General features: G+C 61.0%; 21 protein-coding genes. 11 read left to right on the forward strand and 10 right to left on the reverse strand.

Annotation, left to right across the window (positions count from 1 at the left end; all coding sequences use genetic code 11):
• Nucleotides 1-4836 (reverse strand): NAD-glutamate dehydrogenase, encoded by a 4836-nt coding sequence (locus B1781_RS14775; RefSeq protein WP_078120389.1) that lies wholly within the window; start codon nt 4834-4836, stop codon nt 1-3.
• 138 nt (nt 4837-4974) lie between these two features.
• Nucleotides 4975-6051: a GGDEF domain-containing protein gene (locus tag B1781_RS14780; protein WP_125932110.1), complete on the reverse strand. Its 1077-nt coding sequence runs from the start codon at nt 6049-6051 to the stop codon at nt 4975-4977.
• A gap of 302 nt (nt 6052-6353) precedes the next feature.
• On the opposite strand from B1781_RS14780, the gene arsS reads away from it, so the two are divergent.
• The 6 genes from arsS to B1781_RS14810 all read left to right on the forward strand — a co-directional run bounded on the left by arsS (nt 6354) and on the right by B1781_RS14810 (nt 11609).
• The gene (arsS, locus tag B1781_RS14785) at nt 6354-7322 is read left to right on the forward strand and encodes an arsenosugar biosynthesis radical SAM (seleno)protein ArsS (protein WP_078120391.1); all 969 of its coding nucleotides are present in this window, start codon (nt 6354-6356) and stop codon (nt 7320-7322) included.
• A 2-nt stretch (nt 7323-7324) separates the two neighbouring features.
• A complete protein-coding gene (locus tag B1781_RS14790; protein ID WP_078120392.1) occupies nt 7325-8017 on the forward strand; it encodes a TIGR04283 family arsenosugar biosynthesis glycosyltransferase in 693 nt (230 codons plus the stop codon).
• Nucleotides 8014-8682 carry a TIGR04282 family arsenosugar biosynthesis glycosyltransferase gene (locus B1781_RS14795; protein ID WP_078120393.1) on the forward strand — a complete coding sequence of 223 codons (669 nt, stop codon included), beginning with the start codon at nt 8014-8016 and terminating at the stop codon, nt 8680-8682. Before B1781_RS14790 ends, B1781_RS14795 begins: the two co-directional genes overlap by 4 nt.
• Before the next feature lie 49 nt (nt 8683-8731).
• Complete coding sequence (locus B1781_RS14800) at nt 8732-8926, forward strand: RND transporter (RefSeq protein WP_078122085.1); 195 nt, start codon at nt 8732-8734, stop codon at nt 8924-8926.
• Nucleotides 8923-9309 (forward strand): hypothetical protein, encoded by a 387-nt coding sequence (locus B1781_RS14805; RefSeq protein WP_078120394.1) that lies wholly within the window; start codon nt 8923-8925, stop codon nt 9307-9309. The genes B1781_RS14800 and B1781_RS14805 overlap by 4 nt, the downstream gene beginning before the upstream one ends.
• A gap of 329 nt (nt 9310-9638) precedes the next feature.
• The gene (locus B1781_RS14810; protein WP_164513410.1) at nt 9639-11609 is read left to right on the forward strand and encodes a GumC family protein; all 1971 of its coding nucleotides are present in this window, start codon (nt 9639-9641) and stop codon (nt 11607-11609) included.
• Between the two features lie 11 nt (nt 11610-11620).
• Here B1781_RS14810 and B1781_RS14815 read toward each other — a convergent pair whose 3' ends face one another.
• The 3 genes from B1781_RS14815 to B1781_RS14825 are packed head-to-tail and all read right to left on the reverse strand — an operon-like array spanning nt 11621 to nt 14448.
• The gene (locus B1781_RS14815; RefSeq protein WP_125932111.1) at nt 11621-12280 is read right to left on the reverse strand and encodes a hypothetical protein; all 660 of its coding nucleotides are present in this window, start codon (nt 12278-12280) and stop codon (nt 11621-11623) included.
• Nucleotides 12273-12794, reverse strand: a complete 522-nt coding sequence (locus tag B1781_RS14820; protein ID WP_334223741.1) for a sigma-70 family RNA polymerase sigma factor — start codon at nt 12792-12794, stop codon at nt 12273-12275. Before B1781_RS14820 ends, B1781_RS14815 begins: the two co-directional genes overlap by 8 nt.
• A 7-nt stretch (nt 12795-12801) precedes the next feature.
• Nucleotides 12802-14448, reverse strand: a complete 1647-nt coding sequence (locus B1781_RS14825; RefSeq protein ID WP_334223742.1) for a vWA domain-containing protein — start codon at nt 14446-14448, stop codon at nt 12802-12804.
• Nucleotides 14449-14960: 512 nt separating this feature from the next.
• Between B1781_RS14825 and B1781_RS14830 the strand changes: the two genes are divergently transcribed.
• Nucleotides 14961-16625 carry a diguanylate cyclase gene (locus B1781_RS14830; RefSeq protein WP_078120399.1) on the forward strand — a complete coding sequence of 555 codons (1665 nt, stop codon included), beginning with the start codon at nt 14961-14963 and terminating at the stop codon, nt 16623-16625.
• Here the strand turns inward: B1781_RS14830 and B1781_RS14835 are convergent.
• Nucleotides 16606-17070: a hypothetical protein gene (locus B1781_RS14835; protein WP_078120400.1), complete on the reverse strand. Its 465-nt coding sequence runs from the start codon at nt 17068-17070 to the stop codon at nt 16606-16608. The genes B1781_RS14830 and B1781_RS14835 overlap by 20 nt on opposite strands.
• A gap of 168 nt (nt 17071-17238) precedes the next feature.
• On the opposite strand from B1781_RS14835, the gene B1781_RS14840 reads away from it, so the two are divergent.
• Nucleotides 17239-18228, forward strand: a complete 990-nt coding sequence (locus B1781_RS14840; protein WP_078120401.1) for a helix-turn-helix transcriptional regulator — start codon at nt 17239-17241, stop codon at nt 18226-18228.
• 35 nt (nt 18229-18263) lie between these two features.
• On the opposite strand, the gene B1781_RS14845 is transcribed toward B1781_RS14840, so the two are convergent.
• The gene (locus B1781_RS14845; RefSeq protein WP_334223743.1) at nt 18264-18803 is read right to left on the reverse strand and encodes an HD domain-containing protein; all 540 of its coding nucleotides are present in this window, start codon (nt 18801-18803) and stop codon (nt 18264-18266) included.
• A 117-nt stretch (nt 18804-18920) separates the two neighbouring features.
• Here B1781_RS14845 and B1781_RS14850 point away from each other — a divergent pair, with 117 nt between their 5' ends.
• The 3 genes from B1781_RS14850 (at nt 18921) to B1781_RS14860 (ending at nt 21394) form a co-directional block, all read left to right on the forward strand.
• Entirely contained in the window at nt 18921-19688 is a 768-nt protein-coding gene (locus B1781_RS14850) for a hypothetical protein (protein WP_078120402.1), read from the forward strand.
• A gap of 68 nt (nt 19689-19756) precedes the next feature.
• Nucleotides 19757-20827: a M48 family metalloprotease gene (locus B1781_RS14855; RefSeq protein ID WP_164513411.1), complete on the forward strand. Its 1071-nt coding sequence runs from the start codon at nt 19757-19759 to the stop codon at nt 20825-20827.
• A 9-nt stretch (nt 20828-20836) separates the two neighbouring features.
• On the forward strand, nt 20837-21394 hold the full coding sequence (locus tag B1781_RS14860; protein ID WP_078120404.1) for a PsbP-related protein: 558 nt from the start codon (nt 20837-20839) through the stop codon (nt 21392-21394).
• A gap of 8 nt (nt 21395-21402) precedes the next feature.
• Here B1781_RS14860 and B1781_RS14865 read toward each other — a convergent pair whose 3' ends face one another.
• From B1781_RS14865 to B1781_RS14875, 3 genes are all read right to left on the reverse strand, one after another.
• On the reverse strand, nt 21403-22434 hold the full coding sequence (locus B1781_RS14865; protein ID WP_078120405.1) for an esterase/lipase family protein: 1032 nt from the start codon (nt 22432-22434) through the stop codon (nt 21403-21405).
• A gap of 138 nt (nt 22435-22572) precedes the next feature.
• Nucleotides 22573-23256 (reverse strand): endonuclease/exonuclease/phosphatase family protein, encoded by a 684-nt coding sequence (locus B1781_RS14870; RefSeq protein ID WP_078120406.1) that lies wholly within the window; start codon nt 23254-23256, stop codon nt 22573-22575.
• A gap of 18 nt (nt 23257-23274) precedes the next feature.
• Nucleotides 23275-25419, reverse strand: a complete 2145-nt coding sequence (locus B1781_RS14875; RefSeq protein WP_078120407.1) for a VTT domain-containing protein — start codon at nt 25417-25419, stop codon at nt 23275-23277.
• Nucleotides 25420-25581: the final 162 nt, after the last annotated feature.

The following is a 25581-nucleotide window of genomic DNA, read 5'->3' on the forward strand; positions in this document are numbered from 1 at the left end:
TCAGGACGCCGGTTGCGGCAGGCCGCTCGGCAACAGCTCGCCGACGCCGGCCACCACCAACGACAGGATCGCAAAGTCGAAGATATTGCCGGCCTTGAACTCGGCAATCAGCATTTCGTGACGATCGACCATGCTGCGGTTGCGATGTATCCAGTGCTCCAGCTTGCCGCGCGCGGTGCGTTCCTTCTTGCCCGCGTGCAACACGTCCGCTGCGAGGTCGCGGCGATGCTTGTTCAACGCCGCCTGCAACTTGGTGCGCGCCAACAGATGCCAATGCGTCTGTACCGTCAGGGATTCGATCTGTTTCTGAATCCAGTCCAGTTCCAGGGTGTGACTCAGGGCCGAGTACACCCAGGCGGCGTCGGCGATCTCGGTATCGGCACTGGTCGCGACGTCGACGATGTCGAGCGCACCACTGAGCGGTATCAGCGCCGCAATCTCTTGCGCAAGATCGCGAGGCACGCTGTTGGCGACCAGGTGGCGGACATGGCGCTCGTACTCTGACTTTTCCTGTTTGGCCAACGGCTTGGGCATTGACTTCTTCAACAGCGCCACGCCGTCATGAAAACGACTGGCCAGCGCCTGCAGATCGAAGCAATCCTTGTAACCGCGCAACAACGCCGTCAGCGAGAACTCCAGGAAGTCGGCGATCGTGGTCAGCATCTCGATCTGGATCGTTGCCGGGACCTGGTTGTCGAGGGCTTCGACGCGATTCCACAGCTCGGCGGTATCGAAAATGCTGCTTGCCGCCACATAGCCCAATGCGACACCCGCGATATCGGTGCCCACCTCTTCGCGCACGCGGAACCCGATGCCGGGGCCGACGTGGTCAACGATGTCACCGGCAACCGTCGTTGCGATGATCTCGCGGCGCAGGCGATGTTCCTTGATGTCTTCGGCAAACCGCTCGCCGAGCACGTCGGGGAAATACCCGATCAAGCGGTCGAGCATGAAAGGGTTGTCGGGGATATCCGAGGCGACGATGGCCTCGAAGTAGTTCATCTTGCTGTAGGCCAAAAGCACCGCAACCTCGGGCTTGGTCAGACCCTGCCCCTGCGCCATCCGGTCGGTTAGCACCTTCTTGGGCGGCAAGCCTTCAAGTTCGCGATTCAGAACGCCCTTGTTCTCCAAGAGTTCCATGAAGCGCGCATGCTCATACAGCCTCGCTCCACCCGCAGCCGCGACCATGCTGATCACCTGCGTCTGCGCATAGTTGTCAGCCAACACCAGGCGCGCGACTTCGTCGGTCATGTCGACCAACAACTGGTTGCGCTGCTTCAAGGTCATATCGCCGTTGGCGACGATCTTGTTGAGCAGTATCTTGATGTTGACCTCATGGTCGGAACAATCGACGCCGGCCGAGTTGTCTATTGCGTCGGTGTAGATCTGGCCGCCACCCCCTGCATACTCGATACGCGCCAGCTGGGTCAGACCAAGGTTTCCGCCTTCGCCGACGACGCGGCACCGCAACTCGGTCGCGTCGACACGGACCGCATCGTTTGCTTTGTCGCGCGCCTGATCGTGAGACTCGAAGGATGCCTTCACATAGGTACCGATGCCGCCGTTCCACAGCAGATCGACCGGGGCACGCAACATCGCACGGATCAGGGCGTTCGGGGTCAGACGATCGACCTGCAGACCGAGCATGCTCTTCACCTGCGGCGAGACGTCGATCGATTTGGCATCGCGGGCATACACGCCGCCGCCTTCCGATATCAAGCTGCGGTCATAGTCGGACCAGCCCGAGCGCGGCAGCTGGAATAGCCGTTCACGCTCGGCGAACGAGGCGGCCGCGTCGGGGTTCGGGTCAAGGAAGATGTGCAGATGATTGAAGGCCCCGACGAGACGAATGTGTTGCGACAACAGCATACCGTTGCCGAACACGTCGCCGGACATGTCGCCGATACCCAGCACGCTGAAATCAGTCGATTGGGTGTCCAGCCCCAGTTCGCGAAAATTGCGTTTGACCGATTCCCAGGCGCCGCGGGCAGTGATGCCCATGGCCTTGTGGTCGTACCCGGCCGAGCCCCCGGAGGCAAAGGCATCGCCGAGCCAGAAACCGTAATCGGCGGACACCTGGTTGGCGATATCAGAGAACGTGGCCGTACCCTTGTCGGCAGCGATAACCAGATAGGGATCGTCGCCATCGAAACGTACAACGCCTTGCGGCGGCACGACTTGCGCGCCCTCCAAGTTGTCCGTGATATCGAGCATGCCGCGCAACAGGGTTTTGTAGCAGGCAATGCCGGTCTGCAGACGCTGCTCACGATCCGCGCCTTCCGGGTAGCGCTTGACGACGAAACCGCCTTTCGAACCGACCGGCACGATAACCGTGTTCTTGACCATCTGCGCCTTCATTAGGCCGAGTATCTCGGTTCGGTAGTCTTCCATGCGATCCGACCAGCGCAAGCCACCGCGCGCCACGCGCCCGCCACGCAGATGCACGCCTTCCATCTCCGACGAGAACACGAAGATCTCGAACATGGGGCGCGGCAACGGCATATCGCTGACCTTGCCCGGATCGATCTTGAACGACAGGTAGGCGCAACGCGCCTGTTCACTGTTGGGATGAAAGAAATTAGTGCGCAAGGTGGCGTCGATCAGGTTGAGAAAGCCGCGCAGGATGCGGTCTTCGTCGAGGCTGGCGATCGATTCGAGGGCCACATCGAACTGGGTGCGCAATGCGGCCTCGCTCGGACCGTCGATCGACGACTGCGGTGAAAACCGCCGGCGAAATATCTGGTTGAGAATGCCGACGACTTCCGGGTGGCGATTGAGCACGTTGATCGTATACGCCTGGGTATAGGGCACCTTGATCTGGTGCAGATATCGGCTGTAGGCGCGAAACAGCAAGGCCTCGCGCCACGACAGTCGCGCGCGTAGCACGAGGCCGTTGAAGCCGTCGTCATCGATGTCGCCATTGAACACCCGCAGAAAGGTGTCGGCGAACAACTGTCTGACCTCGGCCGACACGGTCGGCGCATCGCTGCTGCGCCGTGTCGAGAAATCGTGAATCCACAGATCGGCCTGCGGATGACGGATGCGATACGGCCGCTCGCCGACAACCTGCAGGCCCATGTGTTCGAGCATCGGGATCACCTGCGACAGCGACACCCCTTCACCCGGCGCATAGACGCGCACGTGTAGCTGATCGGGCCTTTCGGTCATCGGGTGATACAGATGCAGGTCGAGTTCGCCGGAACTGCGGACCTGTTCTATGCGCTGGATATCGTTGACCGCGATACGCGGGTGGAAGTCTTCGCGATAGCCGCCCGGAAAGGCCTGGCCGTATTCGTGCAGATAGCGCGCGGCCACCACCTCGTCCACCTGCGCGAACAAGGCGCTACGCAGGCCGTCCAGCCAGGTCGTCGCGACCTCGACGACCCGCGCCTCGAGATCGTCGATCTCGTATTCCGGTTCCGAGCCGACCGGCACGCGCACCACGAAGTACACGCGGGCCAGGATCGATTCGGAGAACTGCGTCTCGAATACCACATCGGTACCGCCAAGCACTTCGATCAGAATATTCTGTATGGCGATGCGCACCTCGCGGCTGTAGCGTTCGCGTGGCAGATAGACCAGACAGGTAAAGAAGCGCTTGAACGGGTCACGTAAGATGAACAGCCGCGTGCGCTGCCGCTCCTGCAAGCCCAACACGCCAAGCGTTGTCGCCAGCAGATCGTCGGTGCTGATCTGAAACAAGGTATCGCGCGGAAAGTTATCGAGGATGTTGGCGACCACCCTGCCAGAATGACTGTTCGGCGATACTTGTGCGCCGCTGAACACGTTCTCGATCTTCTTACGCAACAAAGGTATCTGTCGCGGCGGCGTGCTGTAGGCGCTCGACGAGAACAAGCCGATCAGGCAATGCACCTGAACGTGATCACCTTCGGCGTGGTGGCGTTTCAAGGCCACGCAATCGAGAAATGCCGGACGGTGCACCGTCGATCGCGCATTCGCCTTGGTGACGATCAGGTCGTTGTCAAAAGCGGACAGGTCGATGCCGATGCCCGAGATCCATTGCTGTGCCCGTGCGGCGGCATCTTCTCCACCGCGCAGCGCGCCCAATCCCGACCCGGGCAGAAAGTTCATGACAGCCTGTTCGCCACTGGTGTCGAGATCGAAGGTACAACTGGCGATGAACAGGAAATGATCGTTGATCATCCAGTTGATGAAGGATTTGACCTCGCCGGGTTCTGCACCCTCATCGGCGCCCAGTTCCTCCTGCAACTTTTCCGCCTGACGCTTCATCTTCAACCAGTCGGATGTCGCCAGGTCGACGTCGGCGATAACCGCGCTCACCAACGCCTCGAGTTCAGCGAGCGCCTCCTGCGGTTGTCGGTCGACATGGAACTGGATCACGGCTTCGAGCGTGCCGTCTTCGATATCGGCCTTGGGGTCGCGCAGCTTCGTCAGTACACCGTTGCTGTCGCGCGCCACCCCGAACACCGGGTGAATGGTGAGACTGATGGTCAATCCGCGCTGGTTGAGCGCGGTCGATACCGAATCGACCAGGAAGGGCATGTCTTTGGCGACGGCTTCGACGATCGTATCGGCACTGCGCCAACCGTGCTCTTCTTGTTCCGGGTTGTAGACGCGCACCTTGCACTCGTCCGGTCGCCGCTGGCGCATCAACCGCCAGTGTGCGATCAAGGCGCCCAGCAGATCCTGCGGATCGGTTTCTTCGAGATCGCCCGGCGGGATATGCCGGTAGTAGACGCGCAGTAGTTGTTCAACCTGCGCGACCTCGACGTGCCCCACCCCGTCCGGGGGATTCGCCGCCAGTAGTTTGCTCAATGTCTGAATCAGTCGATTGCCGTTGCTTCTTGTCATCATTCTTTCCGCGGATCGGTTCGGCACGCATCAAGGTGCCGGGCATGCAGGGCCCATACTGATAAAGGTAGTCGAGCCGGCACGATCGGGGCGGCCTGCAAGATGCAGTCGAATGATCCGTGCAGCGCGTGGGCGAAACGCTCAGTCGGCCAGGATCGTGCGGTTGCGCCCCAGTCGCTTGGCACGGTAGAGCGCCTTGTCGGAACGCGCGACGAACTGCTCGGCAGTCTCGCCCTCGCGAAAGCAGGCGACACCCAGCGACACGGTCACCGCACCGAGCGATTCACCGGAACTGGAACGACGCAGACGCACCCTTTCGAGCGTTGCCCGGATGTTCTCGGCCACCGTGAAGGCATTGGTGATGCGGGTACCCGGCAACAGCACGGCGAACTCTTCGCCACCATAGCGTGCGATGAAATCACTGCGGCGCGTGAGTCGGCTGATCTGCTTGGCAAACTCGCTGAGTACCTTGTCGCCGACGATGTGCCCGTAGGTGTCGTTGATACGTTTGAAATTGTCGACATCGAGCAGCAACAGGCAGAACCCCGACGCCAGACCGTCGCTCATCGACATCAGGTCCGTCAGCCGCTTGTCGAACGCCCGGCGGTTGAAGACCCCGGTCAGCCCATCGATCGTCGCCTCGCGCTTGGCGTTCGACAACTCCTCCTTGAGCTTGTGCATCTCTTCGACCGATGACAGCAACTCGGCTTCGAGCGCCCGCGAATCGGTTACGAACTGACGGGTTTCGGAAAGAATCGCGGTCGCCGCGGCAACGACCTCGGTCGGATTTTTGGTATCGGCGAGCTTCTCGATCTGCGACGACACGCTGTCGCTGCTCAACGACGTCTTGCCGGCGATGTCGACCAGCGAGCCGATGACCTGCGCCACCATGGCCACAAGCTCTTTACGGATATCCTCGACCAAGGCCTCGGCCGCACCACCGAAAAACCGCTGGAACAGCGCTGCTGCCTCGTCCTGGGCCAGGCTACCCTGGTTCTCCAGCAAGGTATCGAGCTCTTTGTTGAGGCGCACGCTCTTGCCCGCGCAATAGGTGTAGAGCAGTGTATAAAACAGTGGTGAGGGTGCGACGCTGAGCTTGCCCAGCATGTTGAGCGCACCGCGCAGGTATTCGGCGGCCTGATCCGCGTCATCGACGTCGAACATCAAGGTCGACGACGGCATACTCAATTGTCCATCAGCGTTGTCTAGCTTGCTCACACCAATGACAGCCTTAACCTGCAATGCCCCAGCCGGACGCCCGTCCGGCCCCCAAGCCTTGCCCTTTCCACGCCGACGCCCCCTGTACGTACGCGTCCAAAATGGAAAAAACGACGAAATTTGAAGAACATAGATTCAATAGAACCCGTTCAACTAAGGATAGTCAGGATTTACCGATGCGCCACAAGGGTTTAACGCTCGGCAACCGACAACCAATCGACGACAATCCGGTCATACAGGTATAGCGACCACCAACCAGGTAACTCGACCTCGGCAAGCGACAACTCTTAGGTCAACGACCGATGCTAGATACGCTCGACAGACTCCTGCCGTCAAGCTTTCCCGCGATACGGCGGGGCCGAACCCAAACGTTGCAGATCAACCTCGGTTATCGCTGCAATCAGCAATGCCTGCACTGCCATGTCGCTGCCGGGCCGAATCGTTCCGAGGTGATGTCGGCCGAGGCGATCGACCTGGTCATCGACATCTTGGGCAGACAGCTGTTCACCACGCTCGACCTGACCGGCGGCGCTCCCGAGCTCAACCCCGATTTCCGTCGCCTGGTCGCCCGTGCAGCCGATCTGGGTGTCGAGATCATCGATCGATGCAACCTGACGATCCTCGACGAACCGGACCAGGAAGACCTTGCGGCGTTCCTTGCCGAACACCGCGTACGAATTGTCGCTTCGCTGCCCTGCTACCTCGAAGACAACGTCGACCGGCAGCGCGGCAAGGGCGTGTTCGCGAGCAGTATCGACGGCCTGAAGAAACTCAATGCCCTGGGCTACGGCAACTTCGCTTCACCGCTGCAACTCGACCTGGTCTACAACCCGCAGGGCCCCACGCTGCCGCCGGCGCAAGGCGGTCTCGAGGCCGATTATCGACGTGTCTTGCAGGACCGCTATGGCGTGCGCTTCAACCACCTGCTGGCCTTGGCCAATCTGCCCATCCAGCGCTTCGGCAGCACCCTGCTGTCGCGTGGCGAGTTCGACGACTACATGGCGCTGCTCAAGCGTAACCACAAGGACGCCAATCTCGACCAGGTTATGTGTCGCTCATTGATCTCGGTCGATTGGCAGGGGTATCTGTACGATTGCGATTTCAACCAGATGCTTGGCCTGACACTCGAGGCAGACGGCAAAAAGCGCCTGCACCTGGCCGATCTGTCTGCCCTTTCGCTGCTCGACAATCCCATTCGTGTCGCCGATCACTGCTTTGGCTGCACCGCCGGCCAGGGTTCGAGTTGTGGTGGCGCATTGTCGGACAACTGAGCATGCAGCCGCACGCGCCAGCACTTTCGATCATTATTCCGACGCTCAACGAGGCACGGGCCATCGGGCTGTTGCTGTCCGACCTGGCGGCACAAACCTGTGATCAAGCACTGCTGGAGATCATCGTGGTCGATGGCGGCAGCGATGATGCAACCCGCTCGATCGCCGGCACCTTCAACAGCGTGGTGACTACCGCCGCACGAGGGCGAGCTGCGCAGATGAATGCGGGCGCTGCGCTCGCCCGCGCAGACACGCTGTGGTTCGTGCACGCCGATTCGCGGCTCGCCCCCACGGCGGCGGCAACATTGCTGGAGCGAACCTCGCCGCCGGTATGGGGCTTTGTCGATGTGCGCCTGTCCGGTGCTGCGCGTTTGCTTCGTGTGGTCGAATTCCTGATGAACCTTCGTAGCGCCGCCAGCGGGATTGCGACCGGCGATCAGGGCATCTTCGTGCAGCGTTCGATCTTCGAGCAGCTCGGCGGTTTTCCGTCGATCCCCCTGATGGAAGACATCGCGCTGAGCAAGTCGCTCAAAGCGTTGGCGCGGCCAGTGCGTCTTAGACAACCGCGCATCGTCACCTCCAGTCGGCGCTGGGAATCGGCCGGGATCGTGCGCACGATCCTGTTGATGTGGCGGTTGCGCATGGCCTACGCCCTGGGCGTTCCACCCAGTACGCTGGCGAAGCTGTATCGATGACATCGCCCGATTCCTCTACATGCCTGATCGTGTTCGCACGCAATGCCGTGGCCGGCCGGGTGAAGACACGACTGATTCCCACGCTTGGCACCGAAGGGGCTACCCGACTGCACCGCGCCATGACGCAACAGACCCTCGCAACCGCAGCGAAGTCGACGGCGCAGCACCGCGAGCTGTGGCTCGACGCCCCGCCACACGATGACCCACCGCTTGATGAATGGATAGGCGATCTGCTGCATCGCTATGGCATGACCTGTCATGAGCAACGCGGCAACGATCTCGGTCGACGCATGTTTTACGCCATGCAGTGTGCCTTGCAAGCCTGCGCGAAGGTCGTGTTGATCGGCAGCGACTGCCCGGCTATCGATCCACCTTTTCTCACCGCCGCGTTCCGCGCGCTCGATGACCACGACGTGGTCTTGGGGCCGGCGCTGGATGGCGGTTATGTATTGATCGGCGCACGACGACTCGATCAACGTCTGTTCGATCGGGTACCCTGGGGAACCGGCGAGGTGCTGAGCACGACGCGCAGCCGCCTCAGCGCGTTGAACTGGTCGTGGACTGAGCTACCTGCGTTGCGCGACGTCGACGACATCGACGATCTCGAACATTACCCGCAACTGCGAGCCCTCGTCGGATCGGCATATAACCCAACTATCGTTTAGCAGGACTACCGTGAACTGGATCGATCGCCAACCGCTTGGATTGTTCATCATGATCGCGCTGACACTCGGCCTTGCGCCTTTCGTGCCCGAGCCGCATGTCTGGGAGAAGCTGAAGATGCTGTTCAACGGCACGCTCACCAAGCCGCTCGACATCTTCGACCTGGTGTTCCACGGCGCACCCTGGGCGCTGTTGGCGGTAAAACTCACCAGAACATTGACCCGACGTTCCGACTCCGCCGCATGAACGACCGACCAGGGTCGTTGCTGTTCGTCTACAACGCCGACAGCGGTTTGTTCAACACGCTCGCCGACATCGGCCACAAGATATTCTCACCATCGACCTATCAGTGCGCCTTGTGCTCGCTGACGCACGGCTACTTCAGCGAGCGCCGGCAGTGGCAGGCATTCGTCGAGCAACTCGACTGCCGGTGCGAATTCCTACACCGCGACGAGTTCTGCAAACGCTACCCAGACACACGACAAAGCTTGCCGGCGGTATTTCGGCTGCAAGACGACGCGCCGCTGTGTTGCCTCGATGCCGCCGCCATTGCCGCATGCGCCGACCTCGAACAATTGAAGACGGCGCTGCTCGAACGCTGCTGCAACGGCCACGGTGAGGGCCCCTGACCAGCTTGCCGCAGCATGCCAGAATATCGATAATCAACATTAATAATTAATTACAACTATTTGTTATATATCGTTAATTCATGTCATTTTGAAGCGATGTGAATGGCCACACGGTGGAGCACAGCGTGGCGCCCGCCCAAACGCCGTCTTTCGACACAGTTCCAGCTCACGACGTGCCAACTGCGTCACGCCGGGCCGACACATCGACCGGCGCCTAGGGGTACACTTCGCGCTTTGGCCGACGCATGGCATGATCGCCTTATGGGCCAGGAACGGCCCAAGCGGCATCGCTATTGCCGAAAAAAATCGTCAACCAGGAACTACGTCACGTGAACACACCGCTGCTGCCCAGCGTCGAACTCGTCCAGGGACCACAACACGCCGAACCGGCCCACGAAAAACGCGGCTGGCGCCGCTGGAAGGTCTTCTTTCTCGTCTTGCTCCTGGGCGTCGCTATCGGCGCAGCGTTCGTCTACGGCCGCTCGCCGGTCTACCGCGCCAGTGCGTCGGTACTCACGGTCAAGCCCAAGGCGGTGGACACCCGCAGTGCCGCGGCCGATGTCGAGCATGTCACGATCCAGAGCCGGCTGCTGCTCGGCGACGACATGCTGGACGAGCTCTCGCGCCACCTGATGGAGGGTAGCAGCGGCTTTGACCTCACAGCGGACGACCTGCGCAAACAGCTGGACGTGGTCGCGGTGCCCAGCACCAACCTGCTCGAACTGCGCGCCGACGGCACCGAGCCGGCCGCGCTCAAGCAGATCGTGAACCTATGGGCCGAGTACTACGAAAAACTGCGCGCCCGACAGATCGAAGAAATCACTGCCCGAACCTCCGCCGAGATCGAAGACCAACAGGTCGAACTCGAAGGCAAGATCGAAGCGGCGCGCGCCGAGATACTGGCTTTTCGCGAAGACAACGACATCATCAGCCTGGAGCGGTCCGAAAACCGCAGCCTGTCGCGCCTGAAAGGTCTCAACGACTCCGTCAACAAGGCGCGCGAGAAACTGGTGGATGCGCAGGCGCATCAACGCTCAGTGGAAGAGGCGATCGCGCGCGGCGAAACCGTAATCCCCAACGAGTTGAAATCCGAAGTCAGCAAGCTGCAGCGCGAGTTGCGCCGCAAGCAATCGCAGCTGGCGAATCTGCGCAGCAAGTACACCCAGGTGTATATCGAGCGCGACCCGAAACTCAAAGCGCTGCCCGACGAGGTCGCAGAACTCAAGATCGAACTGACCGAGACGCTCGAGCGCGCCAGCGTCACGGTGCGCGACGAGGCGCTGCAGGCAGTTGCAGCGGCCGAGGTCTCGGTCGAGGAACTGGAACGCAAACACGCCGACCACCAGAAGAACGTGCAATCGTTTACCGAGCAGTTCAAAGAGTTCAAGGCGCTCGAAGAAAGCCTGGCGCGCCTGGAACGCCTGTACGCCGAGAACAAGGAACGCCTGGCCGCCATTCAGGTCACCAACCTTGAGAAGTTTCCCCCGATCCAGGTCGTCGAATGGGCGCGTGAACCGACAACGCCGATCTACCCGGATTACGAGCGCGACATCCTGATCGCGCTGGGGATCGCCTTTGCGCTGGCGCTATTGGCCACCTGGCTTGTCGAATACCTGTCCGAACGCAGCAAACCGGCTGCCACCCCGCCCTATCTCGGCATTCGTATCTATCCCGGCGAACAGGCGCAGGCCCTGGGCGCCCCGCAGGCCAATGCGCACCTGGGTTACCAGCCGGGCCACGGCGGACCGGCGAACGCACCGCCACCCAACCTGCCGGTGCTGCCGCGCGAACTGACTGTCGCCGAATTGAGCTCGCTGATCGTGGTGGCCGATCCGAAAGTCGCAGCGCACGCCGCCCTGCTGCTGTCCGGCGTGTCGCCTTTCGAGCTTCCACTGCTGCATGCCGGCTGTCTGCACCCCGCCGACCGCTACATCGACGTACCGGGTTCGAGCCCGCGCGCCATCAGCGTCGCTGACTCAGTATGGCGCCGATTGGAGCCGATACGGTCGATGCTGGCCCAGACGCGGGGATTGATGTCGCTGCCCGATCTCGATGCCGGCGTCGCCGGTGCGGCACGAGATGCACAGCTGACCGACCCGGGCAGCATCAATGCGATGGCGCTATGGCACAGCTACGTGGTTTTTCTGATCCGTCAGGGCATCGACCGCGAAGACCTGGTGCATCGCGTCGGCGCAATCCCGCCCGAGGTCAACGCAACGCTCATGCACTTCGCCCCGCCGGGCGGCCCGCGCTCCCTGGCCAACATCGAGTTCACCCACCCGGTGATCGCCATCTGGTGACACGCACCGGACTACCGTGCCGGTACGCCGAATCGCTGATGGTAATGCATGCGCAGACAATCGAGTGTTTGCCGGTCATTTTGTTCACGCGCCTTATCGATTGCCCGCTGCCAGGCGGCTTGATCGTCAATGTCGAGCGGTAGCGCATCCGGGCATTGCGGCATCGCAACGATGGCGGAGGGAGACAGCCGCTGCTGACGCTGTTTGAGCTCGCCGCGCACCGCATCTTTCAAGGTCGGCGCGAGCGGCGCACCAGCGGGCGATGCGGCAGAAGACTCTGTTGACGATTGGGCCGGCGGCGCCGGCAGCGCGTGCCAGCCGAGCGGATGGTCAGCCCCCGGCGCAGGACGACTCTGCCCCGGTGGCGCACCACGGGGTGTCGGCTCGGTGATCGGCGCCGCAGGCGCAGCAGGCGGCGCGCCGTCCACATCGATTTCACTCGGCGCCTCAAATTCGAGCTCTTCATCCGACAGCCAGACCTGCCAGCCGACACCGACGCCGAGCACCAGTGTCGCCGCCACGGCCAGCCACTGCCCCACCCATTGACGCCGACGTCGGGCGACAGCACGCCGTGCGGCATCGACAATCAATCGATCGCTGTCGGCCGTCGGCTGATCGTCGCGGGTGCGCCGATACAACGCCGCGATGTGTTCGTCGTCGAGATCAGTCATCGCATCCGTCCAGGCCGCGCCGTAGTCGCTGCATCGCATAGCGCAGCCGGCTCTTCACGGTTTCGCGTTCAACGCCGGTGACCTCGCCGATCTGCGCCAGGCTGAGGCCGGCCTCTTCCTTCAACAGGAATGCACTGCGCTGAACTTCGGGCAACGCCGACAACAACGCCATCAGGCGTTGCACGCAATCACGCAACAACTCGATCGTCTCCTGCGCCAATCCCTGGTGAGGTAGCTCATCGGGCGCACAGTCGTCATCGGCAATCTGCTGTCCTTCACTCCGCCACAGGTCGATCACCCGGTTGTGCGCTATGCGGAACAGCCACGGCTTGAACAACTGATCGCGCCGCCACTGGTCACGACGGCCGATCACACGCATCCAGGTATCCTGAAACACCGCTTCGACATCCGTACCTTCGCTACACAGACGTTTAACGTAGCGAAATACGGGACCGCGATGGCGCCGGTAGAGCTGCTCAAAGGCCTCACCTTCGCCATCGCAATATCGTTTCATCAGCTGTTCATCGGTCTGCGTCATCCGAATGTTGCCCAACCATCGCACCTTTGACCGGCTGCAAGTCTGCGGCGAGTTTAACCAGTTGCAGGAAGTCAGAGCGATAGCCGGCGACATCCTGCCCTCGCGCGCCGCCTGCCAATTGTTGGATATCGGCGTAGTCGAAGTCCTCGATGAACGCCGACCCGCGCAGGCGCTGGGCGAAGGCGGCAACGGCGGCCGAGAACCGGAAATCGTCAGATGCAGCCGTCGTGGACTGCCGTTCGAGAACAGGATACTGCAGCAACTCGCTGACGTCGGCGTCAGGCTGTTTGTAGCGCAGCTTCACGAAGGCAAGCTCGGCAACGTGCGACGGGGGCGATGACGGCCGGCGCTGGTCGTCGTAACGCAGCGGGTCGACCCGCGATCCGCCCTCGCCGACCAACCCGATCTCGTACAGGGCCACCACGCTGTGACCCGCACCCAACTCGCCGGCATCGACACGGTCATTGTTGAAATCCTCACGCTGCAGGGCACGATTCTCGTAGCCGATCAGTCGATATTCCGCTACCCGGGCCGGGTTGAACTCGACCTGGATCTTCACGTCCTTCGCCACGGTCAGCAGCGTGCCGCCCACCTGTTCGACCAACACCTTGCGTGCCTCCATCAGGTTGTCGATATACGCGTAATTGCCATTGCCATGATCGGCCAGCTGCTCCATGGTTTCGTCGTTGAGGTTGCCCGTTCCGAATCCCAGCACACTGAGCGAGACGCCCGCTTCGCGTTCACGTTCGATCAGGTCGAGCAAGGCGCGGTGATCGACCGTGCCGACGTTGAAATCGCCATCGGTCGCCAGGATCACCCGGTTCACCCCACGTTCGATGAATGCCTCACGGGCCTTGGCGTAGGCCAGCATGATGCCGGCGCTGCCATGCGTCGACCCGCCCGCACTCAATTGGTCGAGGGCATTTTCGATAACGGCTTGGCGGTCGCCGGGGGTGGGCTCGAGCACGACACCGGCAGCACCAGCATAGACGACGAGGCTGACGCGATCTTGCGGTCGTAGCTGCCGGGTCAGCAATTTGATCGATCGTTTTAGCAACGGCAGCTTGTCGGAGGCGTGCATCGATCCGGAAACGTCGACGAGAAACACCAGATTGCTCGGCGGCAATTGCGCCTCGGGCAGTTCCCAGGCCTTCAACGCGATCCGCAGCAGGCGCGTTTGCCGATTCCACGGCGTCGGGGCCAGTTCAGTGGATACAAGGAACGGCTTCGTCCGATCGCGCGGCGCCGGGTCGTCATAGGCAAAATAGTTGATCAGTTCTTCAACGCGCACGGCGTCCTTGCGCGGCATATGCCCCTCCATCAGCATTCTTCTGACATTGCTGTATGACCCGGTGTCGACATCGATACTGAACGTCGAGACGGGCTCTTTGGCTACAAGCTTGATGCCGTGACTCTCGATTTCTGCATAGCGCTCTCGATCGACTATCTGCCCCGGCCCGCCGTGCAGTACGGCGCTGATCGGGCTGGCAAGGCCGATGCTCTGCTCTACAGATGGTGGCGGTGCCGACGGCGCCGGCATCCGGGTTTTGCTACTCGATGGCTCGAAACTGGCGGTGCAGCCGGTCAACGCGATGGCTGCCGCAATGGCTGCGACTTTCAACAACTGCATAATTGATTCTCCTTGTATCGACAGTTCTCTCATGCATTGATACGGACGGCGGGCCCAGATGGGGTTAACTCATGCCTTCGCGGAGTCGCGATTTGCTCCCAACGATCATTTGACCGATCGGTCTGTGAGCCGCAACGGTCTTGAGACGCGAATTCCGGGTGGCGAGACCCTCTTGACAATCACGCAAAAGCGGGCCTGCCTGTGTCAATGCCCGATACGTCTATGCCAACGAGGCTAATGGTGCCAAAATGGCGTCGCCGCCCGTTGTGATTTGGCGACGCATGAACGGCCGACTTCCGAGCCAAAGCGTTTCCCTACATCTGGTTTTGCGCGCTCGCTGCTGCAGCGTGAGATTTGTCGCCGCACCGGCCATCGTCGATCACTGCACTCGGCGCTGGCCGATCTACGGGATGCATAGCGCTATCTATGCCCCGGTTGAGCAACTGTCTTGTTCTTTGCAAGACGAAGCCGGCGCAGACAAGGTAAGAATGCAACAAAGAATCAACAACTGAATGACGTTGCCTATCCGACATCGTGCCGAACGGTCTTCACGCAAACACGGTTTGCTGATCAGCCTGTTGGGCCTGTTGATTCTGGTCGAGGCCTTCACGGTCTTCGTCGTGCTGGCGTCGCAGCAATTCGCCGCCGATCAGGCATTGCGAGAACACACCCACGAACTCCTGCAGAATGTCGTCGATGAAACCCGCGAGAACGCGGTCGGCTATCTGCGCCAGGCACAAGACAGCGTATCCCTCGCATCCAGCCTTTTCGAAGCCGGATTACTATCGTGCAGAAACCCGAAGAAGCTCGAACGCTATTTCCTCGAACAACTGCGCGTGATCCCACAGATCGATGGTCTGTACTTCGGCGACACCGAAGGCAACTTCGTATTCAGCAAGCGCCACAATGCCCAATCGCTCGGTGGCTTTCTGAGCAAGATCGTGCAGAACTCCAAGCCGGACGAATCGCGCGTTGAACTGATCAACCGCGATGCCCAGTTGAATCAACTGGATCGCCAGTTCGATGTCGACGACACCTACGATCCACGCAAACGCCCCTGGTTCGAACGCGCCACGGTGGCGGATGGTGAGGTCTGGACCGATCCCTATATTTTCTATACCTCGCAGCGGCCGGGACTGACGGTGGCGCGCGCCGTCTACAACCGGGACGGCGAACTCACCGGCGTGATGGGCGCAGACATCGAGCTTTCCGCGCTATCGGACTTCCTGACCGCACAACGCATCGGTAAATCCGGCGCGGCCTTCATCGTCTACAGCAACGGCAGCGTATTGGCCCACCCCAACGCTGCCGATCTCGCGCAGCGCGACAATGGCAGCAACCTGCGCCTCAAACGCCTGCACGAAATGGATGAGATCACAGCGCGGGCCGGCTCCCGCCTGAAGCAGCGCTTCCCCGATCTGATCGCCCTCAACTACACCCACTACGACACCTTCAATATCGGCGACAAACGCTACGTGAGCATGTTCGTTCCGCTGTTGGCGCACGGCCAGAACCAATGGGTCATGGGTGTCTACGCACCGGAAGATGAACTGGCCAAGACCATCCGTGACGGTCAGCGCGAGAGCATCTATCTGGGCATCGCAATGAGCCTGCTCACGATCACGGCCGCTATTGCGATCGGCCTGTTTGTGCTGCGCCCGATTTACACATTGCAGCGCCAGGCACGCGAAGATCCGCTCACCGGCCTGATGAACCGCCGTAGCTTCGACGAGACTGCGGGTCGGCGAATGACCAACGCTGTGCGCGACGGTCACGCGTTTACCGCCATCATGATCGATATCGATCGCTTCAAACCGATCAACGATGAGCATGGACACGCCGTCGGTGATGAGGTGCTGTTGATCGTGTCACGACGCATCAGCCGGGCACTGTCGGACGACGATCTGTTGTCGCGCTACGGGGGAGAAGAATTCGCCGTGGTTCTGCCTAACACCGATCTGGAAGCCGGTGTGCAGGTTGCAGAGCGCTTGCGCGAGTTCGTCGGCTCGGAACCGATCAAGACCACGGTCGGGCCGCTCGACGTAACCATCAGCCTCGGCGTCGCTCAGGCCGGCAGCACGACCAGAAGCATTGCCGACCTGCTCGATCGGGCCGACCAGGGGTTGCTGACGGCCAAACGCCAGGGACGCAATTGCGTTATTGCCATGCCGGGCTAGTGGCGTGTGCCCGCCTGCTTCGCCGCTTCAGATAAACGACGCTCACCAACGGTGCCGCCAGAACAATCATCGCCCCCAAGCCGGGTTGGCGTATCGCGATGCCGATGATCGTAAGCAGGCAAAAGGCAGCGAATATCGTGGCACCCACCCGTACCATCACCTGCGACAACCGGTCCTGTCGCAGACCGGCGTTCTTCTCGCGTATCGGCACGGAGCGGCGATAGCTATCCCACGAACCGTCGCGGATCGCCTGCAATGCGATGAAGTCGTCGCCGTTGAGTAGAATCTGTCGACCGGCGTGCACCCTTACCCACAGATCGGGTAGCGACAGCCCCGGATAGTCCTGCCAGATCTCCAACGCGATCCCGTTCTTCATCAGCCGCTTGCGGTACCGCTGAAACAGTTCCGCGCCGATGATCTCCAGATTGTCTTGCCAGTTCGCCATAGCTTGCTCCTTTCCCAGCGAGGTTGATGCCGACACCGACATCGGAGCTGCCATGCAGCACCCGGATGCCTGCCGTTGCCGACAGCATGCGGCGATAACTGGCTCATAAAATGAGCCAGTTGGCTGGTAAAATGGCCGTTATCGGCAACCGCTGTCGGACGACGGGAAATGAGCCAGACCGAACGCATCCATCAGATCGTGCATATGCTCGAGTACAGCCGCCATCCGGTCGGCATTCGCAGATTTCTCGATGAACTGGAGATCTCGCGCGCCACCTTCAAGCGCGATATCGAGTACCTGCGCGATCGACTGGGCGCACCGATCCTGTGGCGGCGCGGGGTGGATGGGCAACCGGGAGGTTACTATCTCGGCGGAGATCAGACCGACCCGAACCATGCCTATGGGATTCGCGGTCTGTGGTTCAACCAGAGCGAGATCTACGCGCTGCTGATGATGCATCAATTGGCGGGTAGCATGCAGCCAGGCCTGATACCTGCCGAATCGCAGGCGCTGCTAACGCGCATCACGCAGCTGCTGGGCACGGCAGACGACGACCCTCAAGACGTATTGTCGTACATCCAGATCCTGCACTCGGCCACCAAGAGAGGTAGCAGCGAAGGGTTCGAGGTGGTGGCTGCCGCCACGGTGCGCAGGCGCCGGCTGCGCATCACCTACTACACGCGCAGCCGCGACGAACTCGGCGAACGCGAGGTCTCACCGCAGCGTCTTCTGCACTACCGCGAAAACTGGTACCTGCTCGCCTGGTGCCACCAGGTCAATGACCTGCGTTTGTTCGCCCTCGACGCCTGCCGCGGCGTACAGCTACTCAACAGCAAAGCGCGCAGTGTCGGCAAACAGCGATTGGATACGGCCATGGGCAGCGGTTTCGGCATCTTCGGCGGCCGCGCCGATCAACTTGCCCGACTACGCTTCTCGCCGGTCGCATCGCGCTGGGTGGCGAACGAGACCTGGCACCCGAGACAGACACAGAATTGGGATGGCGACCACCTGATCCTCGAAGTGCCTTACGCGCAAAGTCGGGAACTCTTGATGGAGATCCTCAAGCACGGTGCCGACGTCGAGGTGCTGGCGCCACAGCAGTTACGCAAAGAGATCACTGAGCAGATCGAGGCGACGCGCAGGCACTATGCTTCCTGAGCTGCCCCAACCCCGCGCTGGCAAGACGACATCATTCAGGATTCCAGACGGCTGGCGTAGGTACTGTCGAACACCGCTTCGAGTTTCGGATGATGCCCGCGCAGACCGTCAATGACCGCTTTCGCCCATTCGATATAGGCATCACAGCGTTCGACTTCCCACCCCCTGGGCGGACTGCAGATCACATCGCGTAGGTTGCAGATCTTGTCGGCCAGTTTCACCGCGCGGGCTTCGACCGACAGGTCGGGCGCCTTTTCGATCTGCATCTGCTTGCGCGCCTGCTTGTCGAGGCGTTTGTCATCCGTGACCTCGAGCACGATGGAACAGACCAGTGCGCCGAACTCCGACTCGATTTCGTCGGCCGTGGTTTCGGTATCTTCGATCGTATCGTGGAGCAAGGCAGCCGCCAGGATCGCCACATCGGTAATCCCGCCTTCGTGCACCAACACATCGACCAAGCCGATCGGATGGTTGATGTAAGGCGACGCGGCCACATCTTTACGCCGCTGATTCTTGTGCTTGTCGGCCGCGAAAGTCATGGCTTTGACCACCATCGACAATTCATTCGGATTCATGATCGCTACTCCGATCCCGTCACCAGATACGGACCTATCGATGATACTCGTTCCCACGGCCCAGCTGAACAAACTGATAAAATCGGCAGACCTCCCCATGGAAGAGAACGAATAGCAATGTTGGATTTCACACGGCCTCGCCTCCCGGGCTTGCTGATCGTCCTGACCCTGCTGGCTGGCTGTGCGTCGGGGCCGAGCCAAAAACTGCACCATCGTGTGCTGGAGGGCGAAGCCTCGCTGTCGACCCAACCGCAGAGGCTGCTTCTGCTCCCGCTGTCAGTGGAGGTCAAAGAGATGTCGGCCAGTGGTCTGCACGAAGCCGTCCCCACCTGGACCGATGAAGCCAAGCGACACATCAATCACGCGCTTGTCGATGGCCCGCTGCGAGGCAAGCTGGAGATCATCGACCTTCCCGAGTTGAGCGACGACGAGAAGAGAATGCTCGATGAACATATCGCATTGTTTGACATCGTCGGCGGCGCTGCCGTCGGGCACACGATGATCGGACCGCAGACCGCGGCGTGGAAGCACAAATCCGATCACTTTGACTACACGATCGGGCCCGGCCTGGCGTTTCTGCGTGACAAGACCGGGGCTGACAAGGCGCTGTTTCTGTTCGGCGAAGATGTCATCTCTTCATCGGGCCGCAAGGCCGTTTTCATCGTGGCCGCCGCGTTCAGCGCGCGTATACCAATGGGGCACTCCTTTCTGATCGGCGGACTGGTCGACCTGGAAAGCGGCGATGTGTTGTGGCTGAACTACACCGCCTCTGCATCCAGCCGTTCCTTCCGCAACCGCGCAGACGTCGACACCGCATTGACCGAGTTGTTCAAGGAACACCCCGCCTTGAAACCGCAAACCGCCGCGGTCGAGAACGCTCAGTGATGCAGCGACCGCGTTTGATTTTCAGCCTCGCTGGGTGCCTTATGCTCGCGGCTTGCAGTAATGCCCCGGTGCGCGACCTGGACGCCGGCAGCGACGCGGCCAACCTGACCGAGGACCAAAGCCGGCTTTGGTATGCAGCCGAGAATCTCGAACAAACGATCAGAAAGCGCAACCTGACGTTCGAGAACGACATCCTCGAGGCCTATGTGCAATCGGTGATGGATCGCCTGTATCCCGAGTTCGTCGGGACGCTGAAGGTCAAACTGCTCGATTCGCCGCACCTGAACGCCTTCTGCCTGCCGAATGGCCACATCTATTTCAACACCGGCCTGCTCGCCCGCCTGGACAACGAGGCGCAGCTGGCGACCATCCTCGCCCACGAGGCCTCGCACTTCATTCGCCAGCATTCGCTGCGCCAGCGCAACAGCGCAGATGGCGCAGTGATGGTGGGCATCACGCTAACAGCGCTGACCGGTATCCCCTTGTCCGGCACGCTGCTTACCGAGGGTATTCTTTCAGGCTACTCGCGCACCTATGAGCGCCAGGCCGATAGCGACGGCTACGCGCGCATTGTTGCCAGCGGCTACGATCCGCGCGAAGCGGCCAAGACATTCAAGAAGCTGCTCGACGAGGTGGTGGTCCTCGAGATCGAACAACCGTTCCTGTTCAGCAGCCACCCAAAGCTGCAAGATCGGATCGATACCTTTGAAACGCTGGCCCGGGAAGCCCCTGGATCAGACGGAACGCTGAACGCAGAGACTTTTCTGCAACACACGCGATCGCTACGCGAATTCACGCTGACGCGTTATCTCGAAATGAACAACTACAAGGTGCTGTTGCTGATACTCGGCAACCAAGAGTTGCGCAGTCGTTATACCGCTCATCCAGACTATTTCCTCGGCGAGGCCTATCGCCTGCGCAATGCCGAAGGCGACGCCGAGCTGGCGGTAGAGGCGTTTTCCGACAGCATCGCCAGCTCACCCGACTTCGCGCCGGCTTACCGTTCAATGGGCGTATTGCTGATGAAACAGGGCAAGAATGACGAGGCGTCGACAGCGTTCGAACGCTACCTTGCGCTATCGCCCGAGGCGCAAGACCGCGCCTACGTCAGCCGTTATCTGCAACGACTGCAACCGTAAAGGAAGACCATGCCGTACAAACTTTTTATCGTATCGATCCTGGCCCTATTGCTTGGCGGCTGCGCCGGCACCTGGACCCGGGTGGACAACACCAACGCCCACTACACCGACCCACGCTACGAACTCGATCTGCCGGATGGCTGGGTGCGCGTCAAGGTCTTCGAGACTCTGTACGTGACACGCGACGGCGTTGGGGTGCAGCAGATCAGCGTGGCATTTCGCGAACACGAAAAGGCCTTCGAAAATTCAGAGCAGGATGCCGGCACCGACCTGCTGCCCGCCGAACTGGCAGATCGTTATATTGCCGAGATGAAAGCAAGCGATAGCAACGGCCTGCCGAGCCTGGAGGTCCTGTCGAACTCGCCGAGTACGGTCGATGGCCACGACGCATTTCGACTCCATGTGCGTTTCGTCAGCCACGACGGACTGCGCTACGAGCGCATCGCACATGGGTTCGCAACCGATGCGGGATTCTACCTTGTGACCTACCAGGCGCCGACGCTGCATTTCTTCGAGCGCGATCAGCTCACCTATCAACAGCTGTTGAATTCGTTCAAGGCCGGCTGAAGGGTTGCTCAATCGATCACCGGTGCTTCGCCACCGAGCAGGTCGAATACAATCGGCAGCGCCGGCGGCACCCGATCGCTGGTCATGCTGACGTTGCGCACGATCGACAGATGATTGCCCGGCACACGATACAAGGGAACGCCATCGAGACGTGCCGAATCGAAGCTGACCAGGCCATCGCCAATAGACTCGGCAAGCGGTAGCGGCTGACGTAGTCTGTTCTCGTCGGCCTCCGATTCGAAAAGGTCGGCAAGTTGCTGTGCCTCCTCGAGCCCCATCACCCCGGCGATCACGTACATCTGCGTGCCTGCGGGGTGCGGCCTTGCATTCAGATCGGTCAGAAAAACGCTGTCGGGCAACAGGTCGATGCCCGCCTCGCCCGCGCCGTCGAAATAACCATCGAACCAGCCTGCCTGCCCGGTGAATATCCGGTACAACTGCTCTCTTGCTTCGCCGAGCTCGCGAAGCATTGCCAGGTGAGAGCCATGATTGGGAGTGCCCACCATGATCAGGCGGTCGACGTGCGGGCGGTAGCAGGTGGGCGGTGCACAGACCAGGTTCGGGTGCGTCAGCAGTTCTCGACTGACCAAACCGCCCATACTGTGGGCCACGATCGAGATCGATCGCACATCGCGCATCGGCTCGGCTTGCAACGCGTCGGCAAATAACTGTGCCGAATCATGGATCGGCTGGTCATTCGGATAGTTCATGACACTGACGCCGAACCCCTGTGCACTCAATGCCGGGGCCAGATTCATCCACACCTTGCCCGGGTCATCGACCCCGTGCACAAGCACGACCTCATCCCTGCCCGGTTGTGCTTCGGTCAACCTGATCAAGCGGTAGCGCTCGCGCGCCGCCTCGGCCAATGTCGGAAAGGTCGTCTCGATCGATTGCCGAAGTTCGCTGCGCAATGCACGTTCTTCCTGGAGAAACTCCAAACGGGCGACCTGCCATGCCATCAGCGCGGTAAACACAATGAGGATGCCGCGTCCGATGCGTGTCATCCGTTTTTTCTTGTTGGTATCGTTGCTCGTCACTTGCTACTCCGTCAGCCTCGACATCCGACCGGGGCCTTGCCGCTTGGCGGCGCAGCCGCACCTTGGCCGGGCAACTGGAGCATATCAGTTTTCGTTCGGCCGACGGCGCAGGCGAACTCCGGCCGGCAAATTCAGGAACTATTCGATTTTCTGACGGGTGACCTCGGTGACCACCGGGTAGTGATCCGAGGCGATCCTTGCCAACCGACTGGTGTGCCTGCGGCAATGGCGCTGCTTCAACGGCGGGCTGACGAAGATACGGTCCAACGCGGCCAGCGGCCACCGCCAGTTCGGGAAACTGCGCACGGCGCAATGTTCGAAACCACGCCTCGCGAGCAGCGCCAGCGGCCGGCGTGACCACCAGACGTTGAAGTCGCCAAGCAATATGGTTGGCGCGCCGTTGCGGTTCACCAGCGCGGCCAGGCGTGCCAACTGATCGCGCCGCTCGCCCAGCGACAAGCCGAGATGGGTAGCCAGCACCCGGTAATGGTCACTGCCGTCATGCAGTACCGCGTCGACCACGCCACGCGGTTCACGGCTGCCGAATGCGATGTCGTGTGACCGGTTACCGACCACCCGATGTCGGGTGAGCAAGAGATTGCCGTAGTGACCGACGCCGCGCGCGAACAAGGTGCCATCGACGGCGACCATGCCGGTTGCCGCCTCGAACTGCCGCAGCAGGTCGCCTCCGTGATCGAGTGTCACCTCTTGCAGGGCGATCACGTCGGCATCGAGTTCGTTGATCACCGTTGTGATTCGCAGCGGATCGAAGCGCCCGTCACGACCGACACAATCGTGCACATTGTACGTAGCCACGCGCATGACGAAGCATCACTGTGCTTAAGCGGTTCTCAGCCAACGCCGGGCAAACCAGGTGAACCCCAACAGCAGCACACCGACCGCCGCGACGATAGCGATGTTGCTCGCCGACGGGTTCTGCACGGTCTGCCAAAGGCTGTCTGAGAACAACGTGATCGCCCCCAGGCCCGGCGCGAGACCAAGCAGACTGCCCAACATGAACTGACGCAGTGTCACATGCGAGCCGCCGGCCACCAGGTTGAACACCGCGAACGGCGCGATCGGCACCAAGCGCAACACGGCCACGGCGACGATGCCGCGCTTGGCGAGACGACGGCTGACGCGTTCCCAGCGCGTGCCACCCAATCTGCGCAAGGTATCGCCACTGATGAACCGGCCGGCGAGAAAACCGGTTGCCGACGAGAGCAATGCGGCCGCCAGAATAAACAGGAACGCCTTCCACCCTTCGAACATGATGCCGGCGACGACGGCCAACAACATCAACGGGATCATCGCCAGGCTGGCCAGCGCAAAGCCACCGATGGCCACAGCTGCGCGCCCCTCTTCCGACGGTACCGCCGACAACAACTGCGACATGCGTTCGGGTGTCGCCCACTCCTGCAATGGCGTCCAACGCCACGCTGCCGCCAGTGCCAGCAACGCGACAATCACGCCGACGAAGATAAACAACCGTTTGCGGCCCGTCTTGCGTCGTTCCTTGGGTACGTATTGCTGCATAAAGTAATCACCGCTGAACGGCTCCGTAGGGTCAATCAGGCCCGAATCGGGCACGGCTTCGTCGAGCGATTCAGACACGCTGCAATCCAGCGGTTTGAGGCCGCGCTCATCGCTGCCCAGTTCTTCGATTACATCGATCAACGTTGTGTGTTTCGACTCGGCCTGCTCCACCCGCTCAACGGATTGGCCAAGGTGCTCGGCCATCAGGCGGCGCCGGAAGTCGGTGATGAACAGGCCGACGTCGTCTCCGCTGTCGTGCGATTCGATCGCGACATCGCATTCGGTATCGAGACCCATCGAACGGCTACTGGCGTTGGCTGATCCCAGGCGCAAGGCGCGATCATCGATGATCATCAACTTTGCATGCACGCTGATGCACGTGTCGCCCAAACCCTCGCGGTGTGGATAAAGGACATGCAGCCGCCCGTGCTCATCGGCCTGCTGCATCCGGGCGACAACCCTGGCGCGCAGTACATCCATGGTCACCTGTTCAAGCCAGCCGCCGGTATGCTCCGGCAGCACCAGAACGACCTCGGGGCCGTTCTTCTCTCTCAGGCGATTGCGAATCGCATCAGCAAGACAACGTGCGGTGAAGTATTGGTTCTCGATGTAGATGAAGCGCTCGGCTGCAGCGATCATATCGAGATGCAATCGCTTGACCTCATCAACCGCGTCGTTGCCGTTGTACGCGGGAAAAGTGCGCGCGATAGCGGTTTCGGCATCGTGCAATACCGGCTGGACGCAGTCCGGCCACGGGCTTTCTAGGCCGGACGGCACATCCTTGATACGACGGCGATTGACCCGATGCCAGCGTTCACGCGCCAGTTCGCCGAGCCGCGCCGCCGCCTTACCCTCGATAACAAACATCATGTCGTGAAACGGTGGATAAGGTTTGCCGTTCGGATCGACCCGGCGCGGATCGTCCGGTGCATGTTCGTGCGTGTCCCAGCGCCATCGGCTCAAGTCTATGCCGCCGACGAAGGCGAGTTGGTTGTCGACAACAACAATCTTCTGGTGGTGCGACGCACCTTTGGGATGACGCCCATCGAGACGGAAATGGAAACGCGGCGGCGCCTGGGCACGCAGACGCAGAGCCGGCAGCAACTCGCGTTCCGCCGCGTAGATCATGTTGAAATCCCACGACAGCAGGTACACGTTCAGCTCGGGACGCTGCTTGACCAAGTGAACCAGAAAGGCGCCGAGTTCATCCGGGTAGTCACGTGGCTCGTCATCACGGTGCAAGCGCTCGTGCCGGTCGAAATCCCAACCGAGAATCACTATCTGCCGCTTGGCCTTCAAGCAGGCTTCGGCGAAGGCCGCAAAATAATCTGCCGCGTCGATCACGACGCCGACGCGCGAGGCCTCCTCGACAAGCCAGCAGTTGCGCCCCGGTTCGAGAATGGGCGAATGCGCCGTCGTGGCTTCATCCGCACGTGCTACCTGATTCATCTCATCATCCCTCTCGGTTCCTGACCCGACCTGGTCCGGGCATCGCTGATAGCGAAGCAATCGAGAGGCCAACGCCCAGAAAGACCTAAACCCTTGAAAAACGGGCCGTACCGTTTACAGCCCCGGCGTCCCAAGCATGCGAATCGGCCAATGCCGGCGGAT

It is taken from the genome of Thiosocius teredinicola (assembly GCF_002009425.1).
Classification (GTDB): Bacteria; Pseudomonadota; Gammaproteobacteria; order Chromatiales; family Chromatiaceae; genus Thiosocius; species Thiosocius teredinicola.

Excerpts from the sequence above, each read along its gene's own strand:
- B1781_RS14775 (WP_078120389.1), bottom strand. The coding sequence starts at position 4,836 with ATGATGACAAGAAGCAACGGCAATCGACTGATTCAGACATTGAGCAAA.
- arsS (WP_078120391.1), top strand. The coding sequence starts at position 6,354 with ATGCTAGATACGCTCGACAGACTCCTGCCGTCAAGCTTTCCCGCGATA.
- B1781_RS14790 (WP_078120392.1), top strand. The coding sequence starts at position 7,325 with ATGCAGCCGCACGCGCCAGCACTTTCGATCATTATTCCGACGCTCAAC.
- B1781_RS14795 (WP_078120393.1), top strand. The coding sequence starts at position 8,014 with ATGACATCGCCCGATTCCTCTACATGCCTGATCGTGTTCGCACGCAAT.
- B1781_RS14800 (WP_078122085.1), top strand. The coding sequence starts at position 8,732 with ATGATCGCGCTGACACTCGGCCTTGCGCCTTTCGTGCCCGAGCCGCAT.
- B1781_RS14805 (WP_078120394.1), top strand. The coding sequence starts at position 8,923 with ATGAACGACCGACCAGGGTCGTTGCTGTTCGTCTACAACGCCGACAGC.
- B1781_RS14815 (WP_125932111.1), bottom strand. The coding sequence starts at position 12,280 with ATGACTGATCTCGACGACGAACACATCGCGGCGTTGTATCGGCGCACC.
- B1781_RS14820 (WP_334223741.1), bottom strand. The coding sequence starts at position 12,794 with ATGAAACGATATTGCGATGGCGAAGGTGAGGCCTTTGAGCAGCTCTAC.
- B1781_RS14825 (WP_334223742.1), bottom strand. The coding sequence starts at position 14,448 with ATGCAGTTGTTGAAAGTCGCAGCCATTGCGGCAGCCATCGCGTTGACC.
- B1781_RS14830 (WP_078120399.1), top strand. The coding sequence starts at position 14,961 with ATGACGTTGCCTATCCGACATCGTGCCGAACGGTCTTCACGCAAACAC.
- B1781_RS14835 (WP_078120400.1), bottom strand. The coding sequence starts at position 17,070 with ATGGCGAACTGGCAAGACAATCTGGAGATCATCGGCGCGGAACTGTTT.
- B1781_RS14840 (WP_078120401.1), top strand. The coding sequence starts at position 17,239 with ATGAGCCAGACCGAACGCATCCATCAGATCGTGCATATGCTCGAGTAC.
- B1781_RS14845 (WP_334223743.1), bottom strand. The coding sequence starts at position 18,803 with ATGAATCCGAATGAATTGTCGATGGTGGTCAAAGCCATGACTTTCGCG.
- B1781_RS14850 (WP_078120402.1), top strand. The coding sequence starts at position 18,921 with ATGTTGGATTTCACACGGCCTCGCCTCCCGGGCTTGCTGATCGTCCTG.
- B1781_RS14860 (WP_078120404.1), top strand. The coding sequence starts at position 20,837 with ATGCCGTACAAACTTTTTATCGTATCGATCCTGGCCCTATTGCTTGGC.
- B1781_RS14870 (WP_078120406.1), bottom strand. The coding sequence starts at position 23,256 with ATGCGCGTGGCTACGTACAATGTGCACGATTGTGTCGGTCGTGACGGG.
- B1781_RS14875 (WP_078120407.1), bottom strand. The coding sequence starts at position 25,419 with ATGAATCAGGTAGCACGTGCGGATGAAGCCACGACGGCGCATTCGCCC.